Consider the following 18,972-nt stretch of genomic DNA (forward strand, 5'->3'; position numbering starts at 1 on the left):
GATGGCGGAGGCATACATCGTCGAGGCGGTGCGCACCCCCGTGGGCAGGCGCGGCGGAGGCCTTTCCGGCGTCCACCCCGCCGACCTGGGCGCGCACGTGCTGACCGAGCTCATGAAGCGCTCGGGTGTGGACCCGGCCGCGGTGGAGGACGTGGTCTTCGGCTGCCTGGACACGGTGGGCCCGCAGGCCGGCGACATCGCCCGCACCTGCTGGCTGGCCGCCGGGCTGCCCGAGGAGGTGCCGGGCGTGACCGTCGACCGGCAGTGCGGCTCCTCCCAGCAGGCCGTCCACTTCGCCGCGCAGGCGGTGATGTCCGGCACGAGCGACCTCGTCGTGGCCGGCGGCGTGCAGAACATGTCGCAGATCCCGATCGCCTTCGCCTCGCGCGGCGCCGCCGACTCCCTCGGCTTCACCGAGGGTCCGTACGCCGGCTCCCGTGGCTGGCAGGCCAGGTACGGCAAGCAGGACGTGTCGCAGTTCCGCGGCGCCGAGATGATCGCCAGGGACTGGGACATCTCCCGCGAGGACATGGAGGCGTTCGCCTTCGAGTCGCACCAGCGGGCGATCCGGGCGATCGACGAGGGCCGGTTCGACAGGGAGATCGCCCCTCTGGAGGGGGTCACCGCCGACGAGGGCCCCCGCCGGGACACCTCGCCGGAGAAGATGGCGGGCCTGAAGACCCTGGAGGAGGGCGGGCGGCTGACCGCCGCCGTCGCCTCGCAGATCTCCGACGGCGCGGCCGCTCTGCTGATCGCCTCGGAGGCCGCGGTGAAGGCGCACGGCCTGCGGCCCCGGGCCCGGATCCACCACCTGTCGGCCCGCGGCGAGGACCCCATCCGGATGCTGTCCGCGCCGATCCCCGCCACGGCGTACGCGCTGAAGAAGACCGGCATGTCGATCGGCGACATGGACGTCGTCGAGATCAACGAGGCGTTCGCGTCGGTTGTGCTGGCCTGGCTCAAGGAGACCGGCGCGGACCACGCCCGGGTCAACCCCAACGGCGGCGCGATCGCGCTCGGCCACCCGCTCGGCGCGACCGGCGCCCGGCTGATGACCACCCTGCTCCACGAGCTCGAGCGCACCGGCGGCAGGTACGGCCTGCAGACGATGTGCGAGGGCGGCGGCCAGGCCAACGTGACCGTCATCGAGCGTCTCTAGTCCGGGCTCCCGGGCTCGCGGCCGTCCGGCGCGGGCAGGTGGAACACCAGTGAGTGCCCCGGGCTGTCGACCACGTCGACCAGGGCGAGCCGGAAGGTCCGCGTGCCGAGGCCGGGAGCCGTGATCGTGCGGGGCCGCAGCCGCGGGCCGTGGACGTGCCGCTCGCCCCACCAACGACGGAACTCGGGGCTGGCCTCCCGCAGACCGGCCACCAGCGCGCTCATCCTCGCGTCGCCCGCCAGCAGCGGGTAGGCGGTGCGCAGCCGGGCGACGACGTCGAGGGCGTCGTCGGCCCAGCCGGGCAGCCGTCGCCTCGCCTCGGGTTCCGTCAGCAGCCACCACAGCATGTTCCTGCGTGAGTCCGGCAGCCGCCCGAAGTCCGTGTACCACTCCGCGGCCGCCCGGTTCCACGCCACGACGTCGCCGTACCGGTTGCCCGCGTAGAGGGGCCAGGGACCCTGACCGGCGGCCTCGACCAGCCGTACGACGAGGTCGTCGCCCATGACCGGCCCGTCCACGGCGCCGGGCCGGGTGCGCGCGAGCCGGTGGACGTAGCGGCGCTCGTCCTCGCTGAGACCGAGCACGCGGGCCAGGCTGTCGAGCACCTGGGGCGAGGGGTTGATGTCACGGCCCTGCTCCAGGTAGGTGTACCAGGTCGGGCTGAGGCCGGCGAGCACCGCGACCTCCTCGCGCCGCAGGCCCTTCGTCCGGCGGTGGGGGCCCACCGGCAGGCCCATTTCCTCCGGCGCCACCCGGGCCCGCCGGTCGCGCAGGAAACGCGCCAGCTCGCGCCTGTTGTCGTGCCCGTCCTCGCCGCCCATCCCACCCCCGCCGGTCGCCCGCGTCGCTCCATCATCGCGAACCGGCCCGCCCGGCAGAAGAGGCCGGCGCGCCCCACCACCGGTCCGGCACGGTGAGCACCGCGGCGGCCGCGGCCAGCGCCCCGAGGCAGACCAGGCTCGCCGCGAACGCCCTGCCGTACGTCGCGGGGGAGGGATCGCCGCCGAGGACGCCGAAGAAGACGATCCCGATCACCGCCACGCCGAGCGCCCCGGCCATCTGCTGGACCGTGGACAGCACGCCGGAGGCCGAACCCGCGTCGCCGGGGCCGACGCCGGACAGCGCCTGCGACAGCAGCGGGGCGCCGACCATGCCGATCCCCGCTCCGGCCACGGCCATCAGCGCCTCGTACAGCGGGAGGTTCACCCCCGAGCCGGCGTTCCGGGTGACCAGCGCGAGACAGCCCTCCCCGGCGACGACGAGGAGCGCGCCGGCCGTGAGCGTACGGCGGCCCAGCAGGCGGGTGAACCTCGCGGCGTTCGCCGAGGTGGCGAAGAAAGCCACGCCCATCGGGAGGAACACCAGGCCGGCCCCGAGAGGGGAGCGGCCCAGCCCGTCCTGCACGTACAGCGCGATGACGAGCATGAACGAGGCCATGCCGCCGTAGACCGCGAGCACGGTGGCCAGGCCGGCCGTGAACGACCGGGACCGGAACAACGACGGCTCGACCAGCGGGGCGCCGCCGGCCCGCGACAGGCGCACCTGCTGGACCGCGAACAGGGCGAACATCGCCGCGCTCGCCGCCAGCGACGCGAAGGTCCAGCCCGGCCACCCCTCCTGCCTGCCCTCCACGAGCGGCACCAGCAGGAGCAGCAGCGCCGGCACGACGAGGACCACACCCGCCAGGTCGAGGGTCCGCGCGGTCTCGGAGCGCGACTCGGGCACCAGCCGCAGCAGGAGCAGCGTGACCGCGCCGACGGGCAGGTTCACCAGGAAGCAGGCGCGCCAGCCCAGGCCGAGCACGTCCGCCGCGATGAGCAGGCCGCCGAGGACCTGCCCGCCGACGGTGGCCAGGCCGAGCGCGGCGCCGTACCCCGCGAACGCCCTGGGCCGGTCGTCGCCCGTGTAGGTGACGGTGATGACGGACAGGACCTGCGGGAACATCAGCGCCGCCGCGACTCCCTGCAGGACGCGGGCGGCCAGGAGCATCACCGGGCCCGTCGCCAGACCGCACAGGGCCGACGCGACGGTGAAGGAGGCCAGGCCGATCGCGAACACCCTGCGCCTGCCGTACAGGTCGCCGAGACGGCCGCCCGTGATCAGGCCCGACGCGTACGCCATGCCGTATCCGGCGACCACGAACTGGATCTGCGCGTCGGTGGCGCGCAACTCGGCCTGGGCCGAGGGGATGGCGACGTTCACGATGAAGAAGTCGAGGATCGTCATGAACGTGCCGACGAGGATCACCGGGAGGGCGAGCCAGCGGCGGCGCCCCCGCACGGCGGTCCCGGCCGGTTCCGTTGCGAGAGAGGACATGCTTCGTCTCCTGGTCGTGGTGGAGGGTCCCGGCCAGAGCCTCTCCGGCCACGGCGGGGAGGGCCAGAATCGGCCGATGCCGGTATCGCGAGTGCCACCTTCCGCGACGCCCGTCTCGGGCCGTGCGGCGCCGATTCCGGGGCGCGGCGCCCGGCGCGGTAACCTCAACCGTCCACCGCTGTTTGGGAGCCCGGATGGCCTGCACGCACGACCGCACCACGACGACCCGCGCCCGCACCCGCGCCGCCGGGGTGATGTGGCGATGAGCGCCGTCACGGGTGAGGCGGCGCGCCGCCGCACGTTCGCGGTGATCAGTCACCCGGACGCCGGAAAGTCCACGATGACCGAGGCGCTCGCCCTGCACGCCTCGGCGATCACCCAGGCGGGAGCCGTGCACGGCAAGGCGGGCCGGCGGGGCGTGACGTCCGACTGGATGGAGATGGAGCGGGCCCGCGGCATCTCCATCACCTCGGCCGCGCTGCGCTTCGACTACCGCGGCCACGTGTTCAACCTGGTGGACACCCCCGGCCACGCGGACTTCTCCGAGGACACCTACCGGGTTCTGGCCGCGGTCGACTGCGCGGTCATGCTGCTCGACGCGGCCAAGGGCATGGAGCCGCAGACCATGAAGCTGTTCGAGGTCTGCCGCCACCGCCGCATCCCGGTCATCACGTTCGTCAACAAGTGGGACCGGCCGGGCCGGGAGCCGCTGGAACTGCTCGACGAGATCGAGGAGCGCACCGGCCTGCGTCCCACGCCCGTCACCTGGCCGATCGGCGCCGCCGGGAACTTCCACGGCGTGGTCGACCGGCTGGAGGGCCGCGCGGTCCGCTACACCCGCACCCCCGGTGCGCCACGAAGGCGCTGGAGACCGAGTTGACCCCCGAGCAGGCCGCCGCCGAGCTCGGGGCCGACTGGGCCCGCGCGGGGGAGGAGGCCGACCTGCTCGCCGCGATCGGCGCCGAGCACGACCAGAAGGCGTTCGAGGCGCACGAGTCCACGCCGGTGCTGTTCGGCGCGGCGCTGTCCAACTTCGGCGTGGCCCGGCTGCTGGACGTGCTCGTCGACCTCGCCCCCGCCCCGGCGCCCCGGGCGGACGTCGAGGGCGCGGTCCGGCCGCTGGACGCGCCGTTCGCCGGCCTGGTGTTCAAGGTGCAGGCCAACATGGACCCCGCCCACCGCGACCGCATCGCGTTCGTCCGGGTCTGCTCCGGCCGGTTCGAGCGCGGCATGGTGCTCACCCACGCCGCCACCGGCCGCCCCTTCGCCACGAAGTACGCCCAGTCGGTTTTCGGCCAGGAGCGCGCCACCATCGACGAGGCGTACCCGGGAGACGTGGTCGGGCTGGTGAACGCCACCGCGCTGCGGCCCGGGGACACGCTCTACGAGGGGAAGCCGGTGGAGTTCCCGCCCATCCCCAGCTTCGCCCCCGAGCACTTCGCCGTCGCCCGGTCCCGGAGCACCGCCAAGGCCAAGCAGTTCCGCCGCGGCATCGACCAGCTCGACGGCGAGGGCGTGATCCAGGTGCTCCGCTCCGACCTGCGCGGCGACCAGGCCCCCCGTGCTCGCGGCGGTCGGCCCCATGCAGTTCGAGGTCGTGCAGCACCGCCTGGCCACCGAGTTCGGTGCGGAGATCGTCCTCGACCGGCTGGAGTACACCCTCGCCCTCCGCACCGACGCCGAGTCCGCGGAGGTGCTGCGGCGCCAGCGCGGCGCTGAGGTGCTGGTCCGCAGCCGCGACCAGGCCCTGCTCGCCGTGTTCACCGACCAGTGGCGCATGCGCTCCATCCAGCGCGAGCACGAGGGCCTGACCCTCGAACCGCTCATCGCCGGCCAGGGACTCCCCGGCCCGTCCGCCTAAGGGACCAGTGACGCCCGGTCAGCCGGACAGGGCCAGCATCAGGTCGGCGGCGGTGGGACGTTCGTGTGGCTCCTTGTGCAGGGCGGCGGCGAGCGGACTCCGCAGGGCGGCGGGCACGGGGCCCAGGTCGGGCGAATGCTCCATGATCTGCTGGGAGACCGCGAAGACCGAGGGGCCGTCGAACGGCAGCCTGCCGGTGGCGGCGTAGTACATCGTGCTGCCCCAGCTGAACACGTCGGAGGCCGGTCCGACCTGCTGCCCGAGCACCTGCTCCGGCGACATGAAGGCCGGTGTCCCTTTGGTCCCGGCGCTCGTGGTGAGCCGGTCCATCGCCTTCGCGACGCCGAAGTCGATGACGCGCGGCCCGTCGGCTCCGAGCAGCACGTTGCCGGGTTTGAAGTCCCGGTGGACGATGCCCGCGTTGTGGATTCCGCGCAGCGCCGCCAGCGTCGAGATGGACAGCCTGGTGAGGCCGTCGGGATCGCGCGGCCCCTGCTCCCGCACGAGCCGCTCCAGAGAGGGGCCGTGCACGTACTCGCTCACGATGTACGCCAGGTCGCCCTGGACGCCGACGTCGATGACGCGGGCGGTGGCGAACGACGGCACGCGCCGGGCGGCCAGCGCCTCCCTGACGAAGGCGTCCCGCTCGCTCGAGTCAGGTCCGACCCTGACGTGCAGGATCTTGACCGCCACCTGTTTGCCGTCCGGCGCCTGGCCCAGGTAGACCGTCCCCTGCCCGCCCTCGCCGACCTTCGTCAGCAGCGCGTACGGCCCCACCCAGGCCATGGCCGAGGCCTGGCCGAGGGCCGGCTGCGGGCCGGAGGAAGGCATGCCGAACGAGGGCGCCCCGAAGGAGGGCGATCCCGGGGAGTGCGGCAGCGGCGGGGCCGGGGCGCCGTACGCCGGCGGGTACGTAGACGGTGCCGGCGCCGGTGTGGTGACATGCGGGAACACCTTGCCGCGCAGCAGGAAGGCATGGACCGTGCCTCCCGCCCACATCGTGCCGAACCAGACGTAGGCGGTGAGGGTGTTCCGCCAGTCGTCGCTCGGCACGCCCGTCAGCAGGTTGGCCACGACCATGAAGGCGATCAGCCCGAGGGAGTAGCAGACGGCGCCGAGGGTGAGGCCCCGCCTCCTCAGCCGGCCCGCTGCGAAGCCGATGACGAAGGGCGTGCCGAGCCCGCAGGTGAGCAGAGGCACGAGCGCCCACAACACACTTTTGCCCGACCGTTTTCGTCCCGACCTGCGGGTGTGGAGTGGCTGGTGCGGGCCGGGGAGCATGATTCACCATGATAAGTGATCACAATGTCGGGAATCAGCGCCGGGGCCGCGCGGGAGATGAGCGAGAGGCTGGTTGCGGCCGGCTTCGGCGGCCTGTTCGATGGCACCTGCGACTCGAATGATCTGACAGTCCCGGGGAGGCGCGGGTGACCCTCATCGCCGGCAGGTACACGCTCGACCCGGCGCGCGCGGCGGGGGCGGCATGGGGCGACGTCTGGGGCGCCGTCGACGAGAGACTCGGGCGCCGGGTGGCCATCAAGTTCGTGCGGTTCCCCGACGACGTCCGTGACCAGAGGTGGGAGGCCCGTTTCCGCCACGAGGCCACGATCATGGCGAGGCTGTCCCACCCGGGCACGCCCGCCGTCCACGACATCGGGGCGTATGACGACCCGCTGCGTGGACGGCGGCAGTTCATCGTCATGGAGTACGTGGAGGGGGCGGGGCTCGACGACGTCCTGGCCGAGATCGGGCCTCTGCCCGTCGGATGGGTGGCGTCGATCGGCGCGCAGGTGGCCGCGGTGCTCGACGCCGCGCACGCCAGGGGGATCCTGCACCGCGACCTCAAGCCGGCCAACCTGATGCTGCGCACGGACGGCTCGGTCCAGGTGGTCGACTTCGGGCTCGCGGTCATGCACGATCCCGCGCTGACGAAGCTGACCCGCACCGGCGAGGTGCTCGGCACCGAGTCGTACATGTCGCCCGAGCAGGTGCGCCAGGAGGAGCCCACCCCCCGTAGCGACCTGTACGCGCTGGGCTGCGTGCTGCACGAACTGCTGACCGGCCGGACGCTGTTCGGCGGCCCGACCGTCTTCAGCGTGATGCGGCAGCAGGTGAGCGTCCCGGCCGCGCCTGCGGCCCGGTGGCGGACCGGCGTGCCGGCCGCACTGGACGAGCTGCTGCTGTCGATGCTGGCCAAGGACCCCGGGGACCGGCCGGCGAGCGCGCGGGAGGTCCACGACCGGCTCATGCCGTACCTGTCGGAGACCGCGCCCGCTCCCGGGGCTTCACCTCACCCGCGCCGAGCCCGGCCCGGATGTACGCCGCGGCGGCCGGCCGTACCGGCACTGGCGGCACCGCGGCGAGGCCCGGCGGACGCTGACCCGCCTGCTCGGCGACCTGACCGCACTCTACGGCCCCGGCCACCCCGGCCACCGAGCGCGTACGCGAGATCCTGGCCGGCCTGTAGGCCGTCACGTCACCCGGGCGCCGCGAACAGGGCCTCAGCCTCGGCGATCGCGCGGGTGAGGGTCTGCGGGTCCGGCCGCAGCGCCGCCACGATCGCGTCGACGCCGCGCAGACCGGCCCGCAGCAGCAGCCGCTTCTCGTTGGTGACCCATTCCCCTCGGGCGGCGAGGACCGCGTGGGCCGTCTGCATGGCGGCGGTGGCGAGGGCGCCGGCGACCTCGGTGGCCAGACCGCGCGCGGCGTAGGCGGATCTGGCGTACTGGAGGGTCATGGCCGCCCGGTCCCGCCACATCGGCGGGGCCGACCTCCGCAGGGGCTCCGGGTAGCCGGGCCGGGGCAGTGCACCGCGCAGGACCCGGTTGACGGCCAGCTCGGCCACCACCAGGTAGCTGGGAATGCCCGCGAGATGGAACATCAGCGGCTCCCAGTGGAAGCGGCCCCGCTCGGCCTCGGCGAGCTCGTGCTCGACGACGTCGAGGTCGCGGTAGTGCACGTCGGCGCGGCGGCCGTCGATGGTCAGCCACGCGCCGCCGTTGAAGACGCCGCCGCCCCAGCCGCCGATCTCGGAGACCTCGCCCTCCCAGCCGACGGCACGCAGGCCGGCCGGGTCGAAGGGGCCGCGGTAGTAAAGGGCGAAGTCCCAGTCGCTGCCGGGCGCGTGGGTGCCCTGCGCGCGGGAGCCGCCGAGGGTGACGGCCCGTACGCCCGGCAGGGCGGCGAGGCGGTCGGCGACGTGGTCGAGGAACGCCTGGTCGTTCATGGAGATGCCGTTTCTCGTGAGACGTGGAAGGACAGGCGACATCGAGGCCGGAGCAGCGCTCCAACGGCCTCGTCCGGACGGGAAACCCACGTCGTCACTTCACGCCCCTGATGTTACCTGTCGAGCGGTCCATCGCTCGACGCCCTGCCCGGAGCAGCGACCCGCCCCGTGCGTTTTCCCGATGCCGCATGGTGATGCGATGACAAACACCGTTAAGTGGGGAAAATCGCGGTAAAAGACGGGAGGCGCCTTGACGACGATCGTGCATGCCCATGACGGACGGACGCTCGCAGTCGAGGAGAGAGGTGAACTGGAGGGGACCCCGGTGTTCCTGCTGCACGGCACGCCCGGCAGCAGGCTGGGGCCCTGCCCGCGGGCCTCGGTGCTGTACCGGCTCGGGGTCAGGCTCATCACCTACGATCGGCCCGGATACGGCCTGTCCGACCGCAGGATCGGCAGGACGGTGGCGGACGTCGCCGAGGACGTGGCGGCCATCGCCGACGCGCTGGGGATCGGCTGCTTCGCCGTGATCGGGCGTTCCGGGGGCGGCCCGCACGCCCTGGCCTGCGCGGCGCTGCTGCCCGACCGCACCACGCGGGTGGCCGCGCTGGTCCCGCTGGCACCTCCCGGGGCCGAGGGACTGGACTGGTTTCACGGCATGACGGAGTCGAACGTCGCCGAGTACACGGCGGCCCAGACGGGCTACCACGCGATGATGGACCTGCTCTCTCCGGCGGTGGAGCGGATCAGGGAGGATCCGACGCGGCTGGTGCCGGCGCTCGACGACGACCTGCCCGAGCCCGACCGCCATGTCATCGCGGACATCGGGATCCGCACCATGCTGGCCGACAATTTCGCCGAGGCCGTACGGCGCTCGGCGGCGGGCTGGGTGGACGACGCGGTCGCGTTCAGCTCACCCTGGGGTTTCGAGCCGGAGAGCATCTCCGTACCGACGCTGCTGTGGCACGGCGGAGCGGACGTCTTCTCCCCTGTGGGCCACTCCCGATGGCTGGGCCAGCGGATCCCCGGCGCGAGGGTGGTGATCCAGGAGGGCGCGGCCCATTTCGGTGCGATCCAGGTCCTGCCGGATGTGCTCACCTGGCTGTCGGCGGCCTGACATCAGAACGGCTGGGGTTCGAGGTCCCTGTTGATGCGCCGCCACTCCTTCAGGTGGCCCAGGGTCGGATGGGATTCGCCGAGGACCCTGCCGAGGACGGGCAGCAGGCGGTCCCTGATCCGTTCGGCCTGCGCGACCTGTCCCGCCGACCACAGCGTCACGGCGAGGTTGGCCTCGCACGCGAGCGTGTCCGGATGGAGGTCGCCGAGCTTCACCCGCAGGGCCTCCAGGGTGCGCCGTTCCAGCCGCTCGGCTTCGTCGCGCCGTCCCTCCTCTCCGAGGCAGTTCGCCAGGTTGATCGCCGCGGAGAGCGTGAACGGATGGTCCGGGCCCAGGTTGGCGCCCAGCCCGTCGTGGGTCGCGACGGCGACGGCGGTCGCACGGTCCAGCTCTCCGGACCCGCGCAGGTAGATCGCCAGGTTGTTCATCGCGATCAGAGTGCCCGGGTGGTTGTCGCCCAGGGTCTGCCGGTAGATGTGCACGATCCTGCCGGCCAGCTCGTGGGCTCCGGCCTTGTCGCCGAGCGCCGACATGCAGCAGGCGAGCTCCAAGGTCGCGGCCAGCGCGTCGGGAGTGCCCGCGTAACGCTGCCGGTACCGCTCTTCGGTCTCCTTCGCCAGCTCCCACGCCTCCTGCTGCTCGCCGGCTCTGCGGAGTGACACCGCCAAGCTCTTGGCCGCCCTGAGGGTGTCGACGAACGCCTCGCCGAGCGACTCCCGGTAGTGCTGAAGGGTGGTGCGCAACAGGTCCACCGACTCCCGGTAGAGGCCGATCTCGCGCAGGTCGCGGGCGAGGTGGGCGGCGGAGAACAACGTGTAGGGATGGTTCACCCCGAGCACCCTGGTCCGCCGCTGCAGGGTGTCCTGGTCGAGGTCGCGGGCACTGACGGCGTCGCCGACCAGCCGGTAGCACAGCGCCAGGTTGTTCGCGGAGGCGAGAGTGCGCGGATGGTCCTCACCGAACAGCGTCTTCCACCGCTGGTAGGTGACCCGGTCCATCTCCAGCGAGCTCTCGTACTCCCCGAGCCCCCGCAGGTCGGCGGCGAGGCCGCCCGCCGTCAGCAGCGTGTGCGGGTGCCTGTCCCCGACCACCTGGAGTTGCTGCTCGCGAACCCACATGTCGAGGTCCCTGGCCTCCTCGTACTTCCCCTGCGAACGTTTCACGTTGGCCACGTTGAACAGCAGGTGGAGGCGCTGCCTGTCGTGCTGGCCGAACTCCTCCTCCCAGAAGTTCGCGAGCCGTTCGCCGAGGGCCAGGGCGCTGTCGAAGTCGCCGCGTTTCCACAGGTATCGCACGCGGTCGGTGAGGAGCTGCCGGGTCTCCTCCTCGGTGCACTCCGTGGCACGGGACGGCTGCAGATGCTGCCAGATCAGGTCGTAGCGGATCCAGTTCTCCGGGTCGTCCACGTCGCCCTGGCGGGGGCGCGCGCCGACGAGGATGCGGTGCACCGCGTGGCAGGCCTTCTCCTGCTCCTCCTGCGGCATCTGGCTGCGGATCACCGACTGCACCAGACGGTGCACCTGGATCGTGTTGTTGCCCTGGTCCACCTTCGCGAGGGCGAACCTGCCGATCTCCTGGATGACGCGGCCGAGCACGAGCTTCTCGCGCAGCGTGTCGTCGTACGGCAGCAGCGACTCCACCATCTCGTCGCTGTAGAGGAGCTGCATCGAGATGGGCTCGGGGGCGAAGAAGGCACACAGTTGGAGCAGCCGCACCGACGCGGGGGAGCTCTCCTGGAGCTGGGTCAGGGAGAGGTTCCACGTCACGGCCACGGGGTGCGGGTAGTCCGCCGGCTGGTTCAGAGACGAGAGCACGCGCGCCGCCTCGGTGTCGAGCTGCTCCAGCAGCGTCGCCGCCGGGAGGCCGGTTTCGGCGAGCCAGGCCGCGGCCTGTTCGACCGCGAGCGGCAGGTTGCCCAGGGCCTCCGCCACCCGGCGGGCGTCCTCGGCGGCCAGTCCCGGCACCCGGCGGCCGAGGTGTTCCAGGCTCTCCTCCTGGCTGAAGACGTCGACCTCAAGGGGGGCCGCCACCGTCGACCACGCCTGGTTGCGCGAGGTGATCATGACGTGCCCCGACGAACCGCCGGGAAAGAAGTCCCGCAGGTCCTCAGGATCCCCCGCGTTGTCGAAGATCAGGAGCCAGCGGCCGTACGGCCGGCCCAGGCGCAGCGCCTCGCGCACGGCGGAGACCACCTCGGCGATGTTGTCGGCCACCGGGATGCGCAGCTGCCGCGCCAGCTCCTCGAAGGCCGAGTTGATCCGCTCGGGATCCTCCGAGGAGATCCACCAGACGAGGTCGTAGTCGGCGCGGAAGCGGTGGGCGTACTCCAGCGCCACCTGGGTCTTGCCGACCCCGCCGAGGCCGTACAGCGCCTGCGGCAGCACGACCGCCGAACTGCCGCCGACGAGCTGGTCGCGCAGCCGGTCGAGCACCAGCCCGCGCCCGGTGAAGGCGGCGTTGCGCGCCGGGACGTTCCAGACGGCGGGCTCACTGCCCGGGAAGCGGGCGCCGAGCCCTCCGGTGTCGAGCGCCGGCCCGTCCTCGGCGCGGCCGAAGGCCCGCAGCACGGTCTCGGCCGCGGCGTGCTCGGAGATCCTGGTGAGGTCGGCGAGCGCCCGGTCGCCGAACGGTGAGGGGAACCGCGACTCCGAAACGCGCAGCGGGACGACCTCGCCGCGGCCCGATGCCTCCGGCCCGGTCAGCCGCTGCCACACCTCCTCCCCGCGGGACGCGCGGATGTAGGCGCCCGAGAGCACGACGACCGTCCGCAGGCCCTCGCCGCCGAGCTCCAGCGCCTCGTCGGTGTCGACGCCGCGCAGCTTCACCCGGTAGCCGTACCGGTCGAGCAGGGCGGCGATCCAGTCGGCCCACATCCGGTCCTCGGAGGCGTAGCTGAGGTACACGTCGGCCTGGTGAGCGGGGTGCCGGCGAGTGAACGCGTCCAGGTGGCGAAGCCGCAGCGACTCCTCCATCTGCGGGAAGGACGTGACCTCGCCTTCGGTGATCACACCGGTCAGGCGCTCGAACGCGGCCAGCATCGAGGTCGGCCGGTTCGGCTCGTCGCCGAACGTCGCCAGGATCTCCTCGAAGGCGTAGAAGGGCGTGTACGGGATCTCCACCGCGCCCCAATACTGGTCGGCCTCCTCCTGGCTCATGCCACGGGGGAACTTGTCGAACCGCCGCTTGGCCAGGCTCCGGCCCGCGTCGCACTTCTCCTTCTCGCCCATCTCCACGCGCATCGGCACGGGCAGGACGCGGATGTTGCGGTCTCCGTAGCGGTCGTCGATGTGCCGTGCCACCGACGAGGTGCCCTCGATGCCCTGGTCCGAGAGGGTGAAGCAGGCGACGAGCACATCGGGCAACTGCACGGTGCAGATCTCCGCGATGTCGCTCAGGCCGGTGCGGCTGTCGATGAGCGTGTAGTCGTAGCAGGCCTTCATGTCGTCGCGCAGCGCGTCGAAGAACTGCCCGCCGCCCTGTCGCTCGTAGAAGGTGTCCCAGTCGAACCCGGAGACGAGCGAGGAGTAGTCGCGGTTCTGCCGGCCGGCCGAGAGGAAGTCGAGCGTGCCCTCACCGGGGAAGTCGAAGTCGAGGGAGACGGCGTGCGGTTCGACTCGCGCGTACTGCCGGTGCCAGTCGCGCGGCCTCGCCGCCTGCTTCATCGCCGCCCACTGATAGGTGGTGATGAGGTCGATGACTCCGGAGGTGGTGGTCACCACCCCGCTGTCGAGAAAGGGGCGGAAGAACTTGTGCAGGCCGGGCGACTCCAGGTCCCAGTCGACGACGAGCACGCGCTTGCCTGCGCTCGCGAGGACCCACGCCGTGTTCGCCAGCGCCATCGTCCGCCCCGTACCGCCCTTGTACGAGTAGAAGGTGACGATCCGGCCCTCGCTCATGTCGCTACTCCTCCGGCCCGATAAGCCTGGGTCTGTCGACTCTCGCGCCCTCCGGCGGGTAGGCGGGGGCGTGCTTGAAGTACTGCTGTGTCGCCTTGTGCAACGCGTCGGGCAGCAGACTCCGGAAAGCCTCCAGGCTCGGCACCTCGGGTGACGCCGCGGGCTCCGACAGCTTGTGCCCGAGCGCCTCCCTCAGGCAGCCCTTGAGCCGGGGCTCGTGCTCCACGGTCTCGGGGTCGTCCCGGTTCCACGGCACCATCACGGTGATCCACTGCCGCCCCGGCCGGTTCACCCCGCGCAGCGCCTCCTGACAGCCGGCCTGGGAGGTCGCCCAGGGATCGACCAGCATCACACCCGGCGCGTTCGGCGCCTCGGCCTCCAGCGTCCGGCCGTGGTCCTCCAGCGTGCCCACGTCCGGGAGGAAGCCGCGGGAACGGGCGACCTCGGCGGCGCAGTCGGCCAGGGGCCGCATGCCGTTGCGGCTGCGGTACGGGTCCCACTCGTACGCGGTGCGCCCGTAATGGTAGGGATCCCGGCCGTCGGGAAGATGCCGCAGGTCGGGGGCGACGACGGTGACGGTCACCGGCCGCTCCGGCGTGTGGTCGGCGAACGCGCTCGGCACGGTGGTGTAGTCGCGGATCTTGCCGTACGGCATGGGCGAGGTCTCGGCCACCTCGATGATCCGCTGCGCGAGCCCCAGCGTCGCCGTCTGGTACTGGCTCCGGTACTTGCTGAGCTTCATGATTCCGTAGAAGCCCTCCTCGGCGTAGCGGGTGCCGAGGTCCGCGTGGTTGAACTGGATGGCCTGGGCCGCCCGGGGGAGTGTCATCGTGCGCATCGGGGCCCAGATGGCGGGCACGATCGCCGCGGGCCCGGTGTGCCCGGGAACCCGTTCCAGGAAGGCCGCCCACTCCTTCCCGCAGTGCTCGCTCTCGAAGTATCGAGGCGAATACAGCGGGACGAAAACCCGGCAACTGGATAGGCGCTCAGAGAGCATTTGGGGCCAGTTGTCCCCGGTGCGTAATTCTCTGTCCATATATCCGGCCGCGCCGGGGGGCACTCTGGTCAGGTGCATGATGTGCTCGCAGAGCACCTTGAACAGCTTCTCCACCCATTGGTTGGGATCGCCGCCGTCCGCCGGATCGTACGGGGGAACGTGCGCGTAACTGAGGAAGAAGTACGGCCCTGGGGGTTGAGCGGGCGTGTGTGGATTCGCCATTCGCCTCCTTCCCGGATTTCACTATAGGAACGAGGTCTATGTCAGGAAAGTGCCGCTGCCGGGAAATGCCAGGACGATGGGTCAGCGCCGCAGGGCCGCGGACTCCGCGCGGTAGCGCTCCGCCAGCTCGGCCGCGGCCGCCGCCGCCCGCCCGGAGACCGGCTCGTCCAGCCACGGCTCCAGCGTCCGGCGTATGCCGGAGACGAAACGCGCGCCCAGAGGCGTGAGGCCCCCCGAGCCGTCAAGGTCGCCGATCGCCCGGGCCGTCTGCTCCCGCCACAGCGCGAACTGCACCTCGCCGGGGCCGTCCTCGGAACGGTGCCGCCGCACCCGCCAGAAGTCCGTGACCGCCAGATGCGCGTACACCCCCTGAAGCAGTGCCTCGAGAGGCCGCGGGCTCTCCCGCCGCCAGGGCGCGTAGTAGAGCCCGGTGTGCGTGGGATCGCACAGGTCGACCAGGTCGAGCACAGCGCCCAGCTTCACATGCTGGAACTCGTGGACCAGCAGCAGCGCGAGGGTGGCCGGATCGGCGGGAGGCGCGACGGCCACGGCTCCGAACGCGTTGCGGGCCGCCGAACTTGCGCTGCCGCCCCCTGCGGGCGGGTCGAGCGGCACCAGCGTGGTCAGCCCGGCACGCAGCCCGGAGGCGTACGCGGGGTGATCCGACTCGATGAGGGCCCATGCCTCGGCGAACACGCGCTGCCACGCGGCCGCCTCCTCCTCGGTGAGCCGCCCGGCGACCGGGTGGCCGTGGCAGCGCCGATGGGGATCGGTGTCCTCCAGCACGACGGACAGGCCCTCCGCGGTCAGCCGTCGCAGAGGGTGCCAGACCGCGCCGGGCAGGTCCTCGAGCGAGAACCGCCCTCCCTCGGCGACCAGCCGGGCCGTGGTGGCCGAGCCCGCCTCGAACGCTCCCAGGGTGGGCAGGTGGAACACGCCGTCCACCGCCGTGATCGCGATTTCGGCGGCGGCGCCCGCCCGGACGGCCGCGGCGCCGGCGATGTTGGCGAGGTAGCCCGCGTCGCCGCCATGGCGCAGGCACCGCACCGCCCACTCCCGCACGTACGGATGGTCGAGCACGGCGTCGACGGCATCGCGGTGGTCGGCGTCGAGGCGGGTGAGCAACTCCCACCCCGCGGTCGCGGACCCGCGCGCGTTGACGCCGGCAAGCAGTGCCCGGCGCATCGTGCGCTGCGCCGCGGCCAGGCAGCGGACGTCCTCCTGGTCGCCGAAGCCCGCCGAGAGGGCGTCCATGGTGGCGGCGGGCACCGAGTGCGTGGGCATGGCGGTTCTCCGCCGGATGTACGTGATGAGCTTGAAGAGGTCGGCGCTGTAGACGCTGGGGTTCGCGAAGCCCGACCCGGTCCGGTACCGGTGCGCGTACAGGCCGCCGCCGCAACTGTCCACCACAGGACAGGCCCGGCAGGTCGCGCACAGCCCGCCGAGGCCCTGCTGCCGGGCGAGCACGCCGGTGTGCCGCGCGACGGTGTCGAGGTCATGGTGGAACACTTCGAGCCCCGTGGCCGGCGCGCCCTCGTAGGCGACCTTGAGCGAGTCGGCCTGCTCGTAGGTCCCGTCGGTCTCGATGACGACCAGGTCGGCCGGTTCGAGTCCGAGTGACTCGGTGAGGCTCGGGGCGCCGCGGCTGGTGCGCAGGATCGACTCGAACATGCGCACGGGCACGACACGGCCCTCGGCGGACCAGATTTCGAAGATCTCGATCAGCCAGTCCGCGTAGGCCGTCGGAGTCGGCCGCGAGGGAGGGGAGTCCCACGTCGCATGGGGGAGCAGGAAATCGACGCGCGGCGGCTCCAGGGCGGCGAGCGCCCGGTAGACGGCCCCGGGGTCGTTGGCGACGTCGATCGTGCACAGCAACCCCGCATACAGCTGAGGACGGCGCCGTAGCCGCTCCACGGCCCGGATGACGCGATCGTAGCTGCTGCGGCCGTCGGCGTAGCGCCGGTGCCGGTCGTTGGCCGCCCGGTCGCCGTCCAGTGAGACCCCGACCTTGACGTCGTGTTCCTCGAACAGGTCGAGGAAGCGCTCGTCGAGAAGCACGCCGTTGGTGTGGACCCGCAGGTCCAGCGCGCACAGCCCCCCGCAGGCCGCCGCGCAGTTCGGCGATGAGCGCCCGAGCCGGCCGTGACCGGCCAGCAGGGGCTCGCCACCGTGCAGCACGACGTGCACCTGGGCGAGCCCGTGGCTCTTTACGTGCTCGGCGATGCGGGTGACGGCCCACGCCGCGGTCTCGTCCGCCATGACGGCAGGCCGGCTCCGCCATGACTGGTCGGCGTGCTCGTACACGTAGCAGTGGTCGCAGGCCAGGTCGCACCGGCTGTGCACCTTGAGCACGAACTGCCGGAACGGCACCGAGGGTCGATTCACCGCGAGGAAGGTCAGATCGACGAGTTGAAGCGCGCGACGGGCACGCGTTCGACCAGGGTCTCCGGAAGGACCCTCCGGATAATGCCCTCGCGGTCGATGTCGGAGACATGGGAGAGTGGAATGTCGCGAAGGTCCGTCACATTTGATGGGACCTCGGACTGCTTCTCATCGGTAATGTTCATTAGCCCCACCAATGCGAACGTGCAATCGAATAACGATGCAAGGAACGGTAGGCGGCTAACGCTACCGCACCCGCCAGCCTGGCGCTCCTTCCTAAGGGTCAGGACTGCGGGCCGATTCGGTTGGCCGGTACCAAAAATCCCCTAATTGCCACTGATGTACTAATCGCTCGACAAGGCATGGGACGCCGACCAGAGCATGTGCTCGCGTGCTATCGCCTCTTCCGCCTCGTCCACGAAATGGGCCCATTCCGCTTCCGTGGACGGCCAGTCCGCGCGGACGACGATGTGCCCGAGTTCCAGCGCGGCGACGGCGTAGGCGCTCGCGATCTGCTGGTGCTGACGTGTCTGCAACCACGCCACGCCCGCGGCCGCGACCCCGCCCAGCATGCCGGGCAGGTCGATGTCCGGGCCGTCTCCGCCCAGTGCGGCCTTCACGGCGGCGGTGACCAGTCCCAGCGCCTCCGCCGCGGCCACCAGGAGCAGCCATTTGGCGGCCCGGCGCTGGTTGTCGAGGGCCTTGGCGGTGTACCAGGCGCGCTGTTCGTTGAGCCGGCCGGTGACGTAGTGGCGCCGGCGTTCCTCCAGAGTCAGCGCCCTGACCGCGCGCATGCCCTCGGTGACCTGCGAGTCGCCGTCGAACACCGAGACCGGGCCGATGGTCTGCAGGTCGGAGGTGATCTCGCTGAAGCGGCGCAGCAGGAGCCCGTCGGCCGTGTGGCCGTCCGCGTCCGCCCCGGCGCCTCCGGCGTGGTGGCCCGCGAGGGTACCGATGCCGAACGGCTCGCCTCCCACCAGGTAGCGCCACGCCAGCGTCTTGGCGGACTCCGCGGCGGCCCGCGCCTCGTACCAGCGCCGGTCGGGGCGGGCGGTCAGCAGGTAGACCTCGGTGACGAGGGCCACCCCCATCGCCCCCGCAGCGATCGTCGCCGTCAGGTCCAGCCGCCCGACGACGAGACTGAACGATCCGCAGACGGCGGCCGTGACCAGGGACGACAGGCGGACGGAGGTCGCTGTCAGCAGCCTGCGCTGGTTCGTGACGGCGGTGCGGTCGGCGGCGCGGTACAGGGCGGGGAACTCTGACTCCGGTAGCACCTCCACCTTTCGAGGTGAGCCGATGCCTCAGACCGTGTCAACCCTCGTCGCTCCCGAGGGCCAGATGACACGCACAGGCACTCGCCGGCGCGCCGCCGCCGTGACCGCTTCCGCCGTCCCCCCGACCCCCGCGCCGGAAGCCCGTCCCACACGGCGACGAGCAGATCGGCCGTCTCGATCAGCAGTTCGTTCGCGGCCGCGTACGCCTCGGGTGAAGCGCGCTCGAACGGCAGCCTGCGGATCTCGCTCGCCTCGGCCAGCAACGCGCGGAAGGCGCCCTCGCCGTACTCGTGGGCGGGTACGACGGCCTCCAGAACGCCGCCGAGGTCGAGGACCGCGGCGGCGAAGATCTGGTCCGCCCCGAGGGCGAGGCACGAGATGCCGACCACGTGGGGGGCGTACGCCCGCAGGAACCCCCGGACCTCCGCGTCCACGAGCGACTGGGTCTCGGGATCGAGGTCCCGGTGCCCCGTGACGGCGATCCGGACGGGAGGCCGGAGGGTCCTGTCACTGCTCACG

Annotated in this window: 11 protein-coding genes and 2 pseudogenes; 4 read left to right on the top strand and 9 right to left on the bottom strand. The window is 72.0% G+C overall.

All coding sequences use genetic code 11. The annotated features are described in order from the left end of the window. Window position 1: 1 nt before the first annotated feature. The gene (locus B1L11_RS20845) at window positions 2-1,159 is read left to right on the top strand and encodes an acetyl-CoA C-acetyltransferase (protein WP_079316034.1); all 1,158 of its coding nucleotides are present in this window, start codon (window positions 2-4) and stop codon (window positions 1,157-1,159) included. On the opposite strand, the gene B1L11_RS20850 is transcribed toward B1L11_RS20845, so the two are convergent. Together B1L11_RS20850 and B1L11_RS20855 are read right to left on the bottom strand one after the other, a co-directional pair. Further along, entirely contained in the window at window positions 1,156-1,980 is an 825-nt protein-coding gene (locus tag B1L11_RS20850) for a helix-turn-helix transcriptional regulator (RefSeq protein ID WP_079316035.1), read from the bottom strand. The two genes, B1L11_RS20845 and B1L11_RS20850, sit on opposite strands and share 4 nt — an antisense overlap. A gap of 31 nt (window positions 1,981-2,011) precedes the next feature. Then, window positions 2,012-3,475 carry an MFS transporter gene (locus B1L11_RS20855; protein WP_079316036.1) on the bottom strand — a complete coding sequence of 488 codons (1,464 nt, stop codon included), beginning with the start codon at window positions 3,473-3,475 and terminating at the stop codon, window positions 2,012-2,014. Between the two features lie 262 nt (window positions 3,476-3,737). Between B1L11_RS20855 and B1L11_RS20860 the strand changes: the two are divergent. Next, a pseudogene (locus tag B1L11_RS20860) lies at window positions 3,738-5,336 on the top strand (peptide chain release factor 3). 18 nt (window positions 5,337-5,354) lie between these two features. On the opposite strand, the gene B1L11_RS20865 reads toward B1L11_RS20860, so the two are convergent. Beyond that, a complete protein-coding gene (locus B1L11_RS20865) occupies window positions 5,355-6,536 on the bottom strand; it encodes a serine/threonine-protein kinase (RefSeq protein WP_179155253.1) in 1,182 nt (393 codons plus the stop codon). Window positions 6,537-6,880: 344 nt separating this feature from the next. Between B1L11_RS20865 and B1L11_RS51515 the strand changes: the two are divergent. After that, window positions 6,881-7,501, top strand: a pseudogene (locus B1L11_RS51515) (serine/threonine-protein kinase); the annotation flags it as partial. Window positions 7,502-7,812: 311 nt separating this feature from the next. On the opposite strand, the gene B1L11_RS20875 reads toward B1L11_RS51515, so the two are convergent. Continuing rightward, on the bottom strand, window positions 7,813-8,562 hold the full coding sequence (locus B1L11_RS20875) for a nucleotidyltransferase domain-containing protein (protein WP_079316038.1): 750 nt from the start codon (window positions 8,560-8,562) through the stop codon (window positions 7,813-7,815). A 250-nt stretch (window positions 8,563-8,812) separates the two neighbouring features. Between B1L11_RS20875 and B1L11_RS20880 the strand changes: the two genes are divergently transcribed. Next, complete coding sequence (locus B1L11_RS20880; protein WP_079316039.1) at window positions 8,813-9,679, top strand: alpha/beta fold hydrolase; 867 nt, start codon at window positions 8,813-8,815, stop codon at window positions 9,677-9,679. A 2-nt stretch (window positions 9,680-9,681) separates the two neighbouring features. On the opposite strand, the gene fxsT is transcribed toward B1L11_RS20880, so the two are convergent. From fxsT to B1L11_RS45440, 5 genes are all read right to left on the bottom strand, one after another. Continuing rightward, entirely contained in the window at window positions 9,682-13,575 is a 3,894-nt protein-coding gene (gene fxsT, locus B1L11_RS20885) for an FxSxx-COOH system tetratricopeptide repeat protein (protein ID WP_143737426.1), read from the bottom strand. Between the two features lie 4 nt (window positions 13,576-13,579). Further along, the gene (locus B1L11_RS20890) at window positions 13,580-14,794 is read right to left on the bottom strand and encodes a TIR-like protein FxsC (protein ID WP_079316040.1); all 1,215 of its coding nucleotides are present in this window, start codon (window positions 14,792-14,794) and stop codon (window positions 13,580-13,582) included. Window positions 14,795-14,875: 81 nt separating this feature from the next. Further along, a complete protein-coding gene (locus tag B1L11_RS51520; protein WP_143737427.1) occupies window positions 14,876-17,179 on the bottom strand; it encodes an FxsB family cyclophane-forming radical SAM/SPASM peptide maturase in 2,304 nt (767 codons plus the stop codon). Window positions 17,180-17,520: 341 nt separating this feature from the next. Further along, complete coding sequence (locus B1L11_RS20900) at window positions 17,521-18,453, bottom strand: DUF4231 domain-containing protein (protein ID WP_179155254.1); 933 nt, start codon at window positions 18,451-18,453, stop codon at window positions 17,521-17,523. Continuing rightward, on the bottom strand, window positions 18,375-18,971 hold the full coding sequence (locus tag B1L11_RS45440) for a hypothetical protein (protein WP_306291685.1): 597 nt from the start codon (window positions 18,969-18,971) through the stop codon (window positions 18,375-18,377). Before B1L11_RS45440 ends, B1L11_RS20900 begins: the two co-directional genes overlap by 79 nt. Window position 18,972: the final 1 nt, after the last annotated feature.

Source organism: Microbispora sp. GKU 823, assembly GCF_002027145.1.
Taxonomy (GTDB): domain Bacteria; phylum Actinomycetota; class Actinomycetes; order Streptosporangiales; family Streptosporangiaceae; genus Microbispora; species Microbispora siamensis.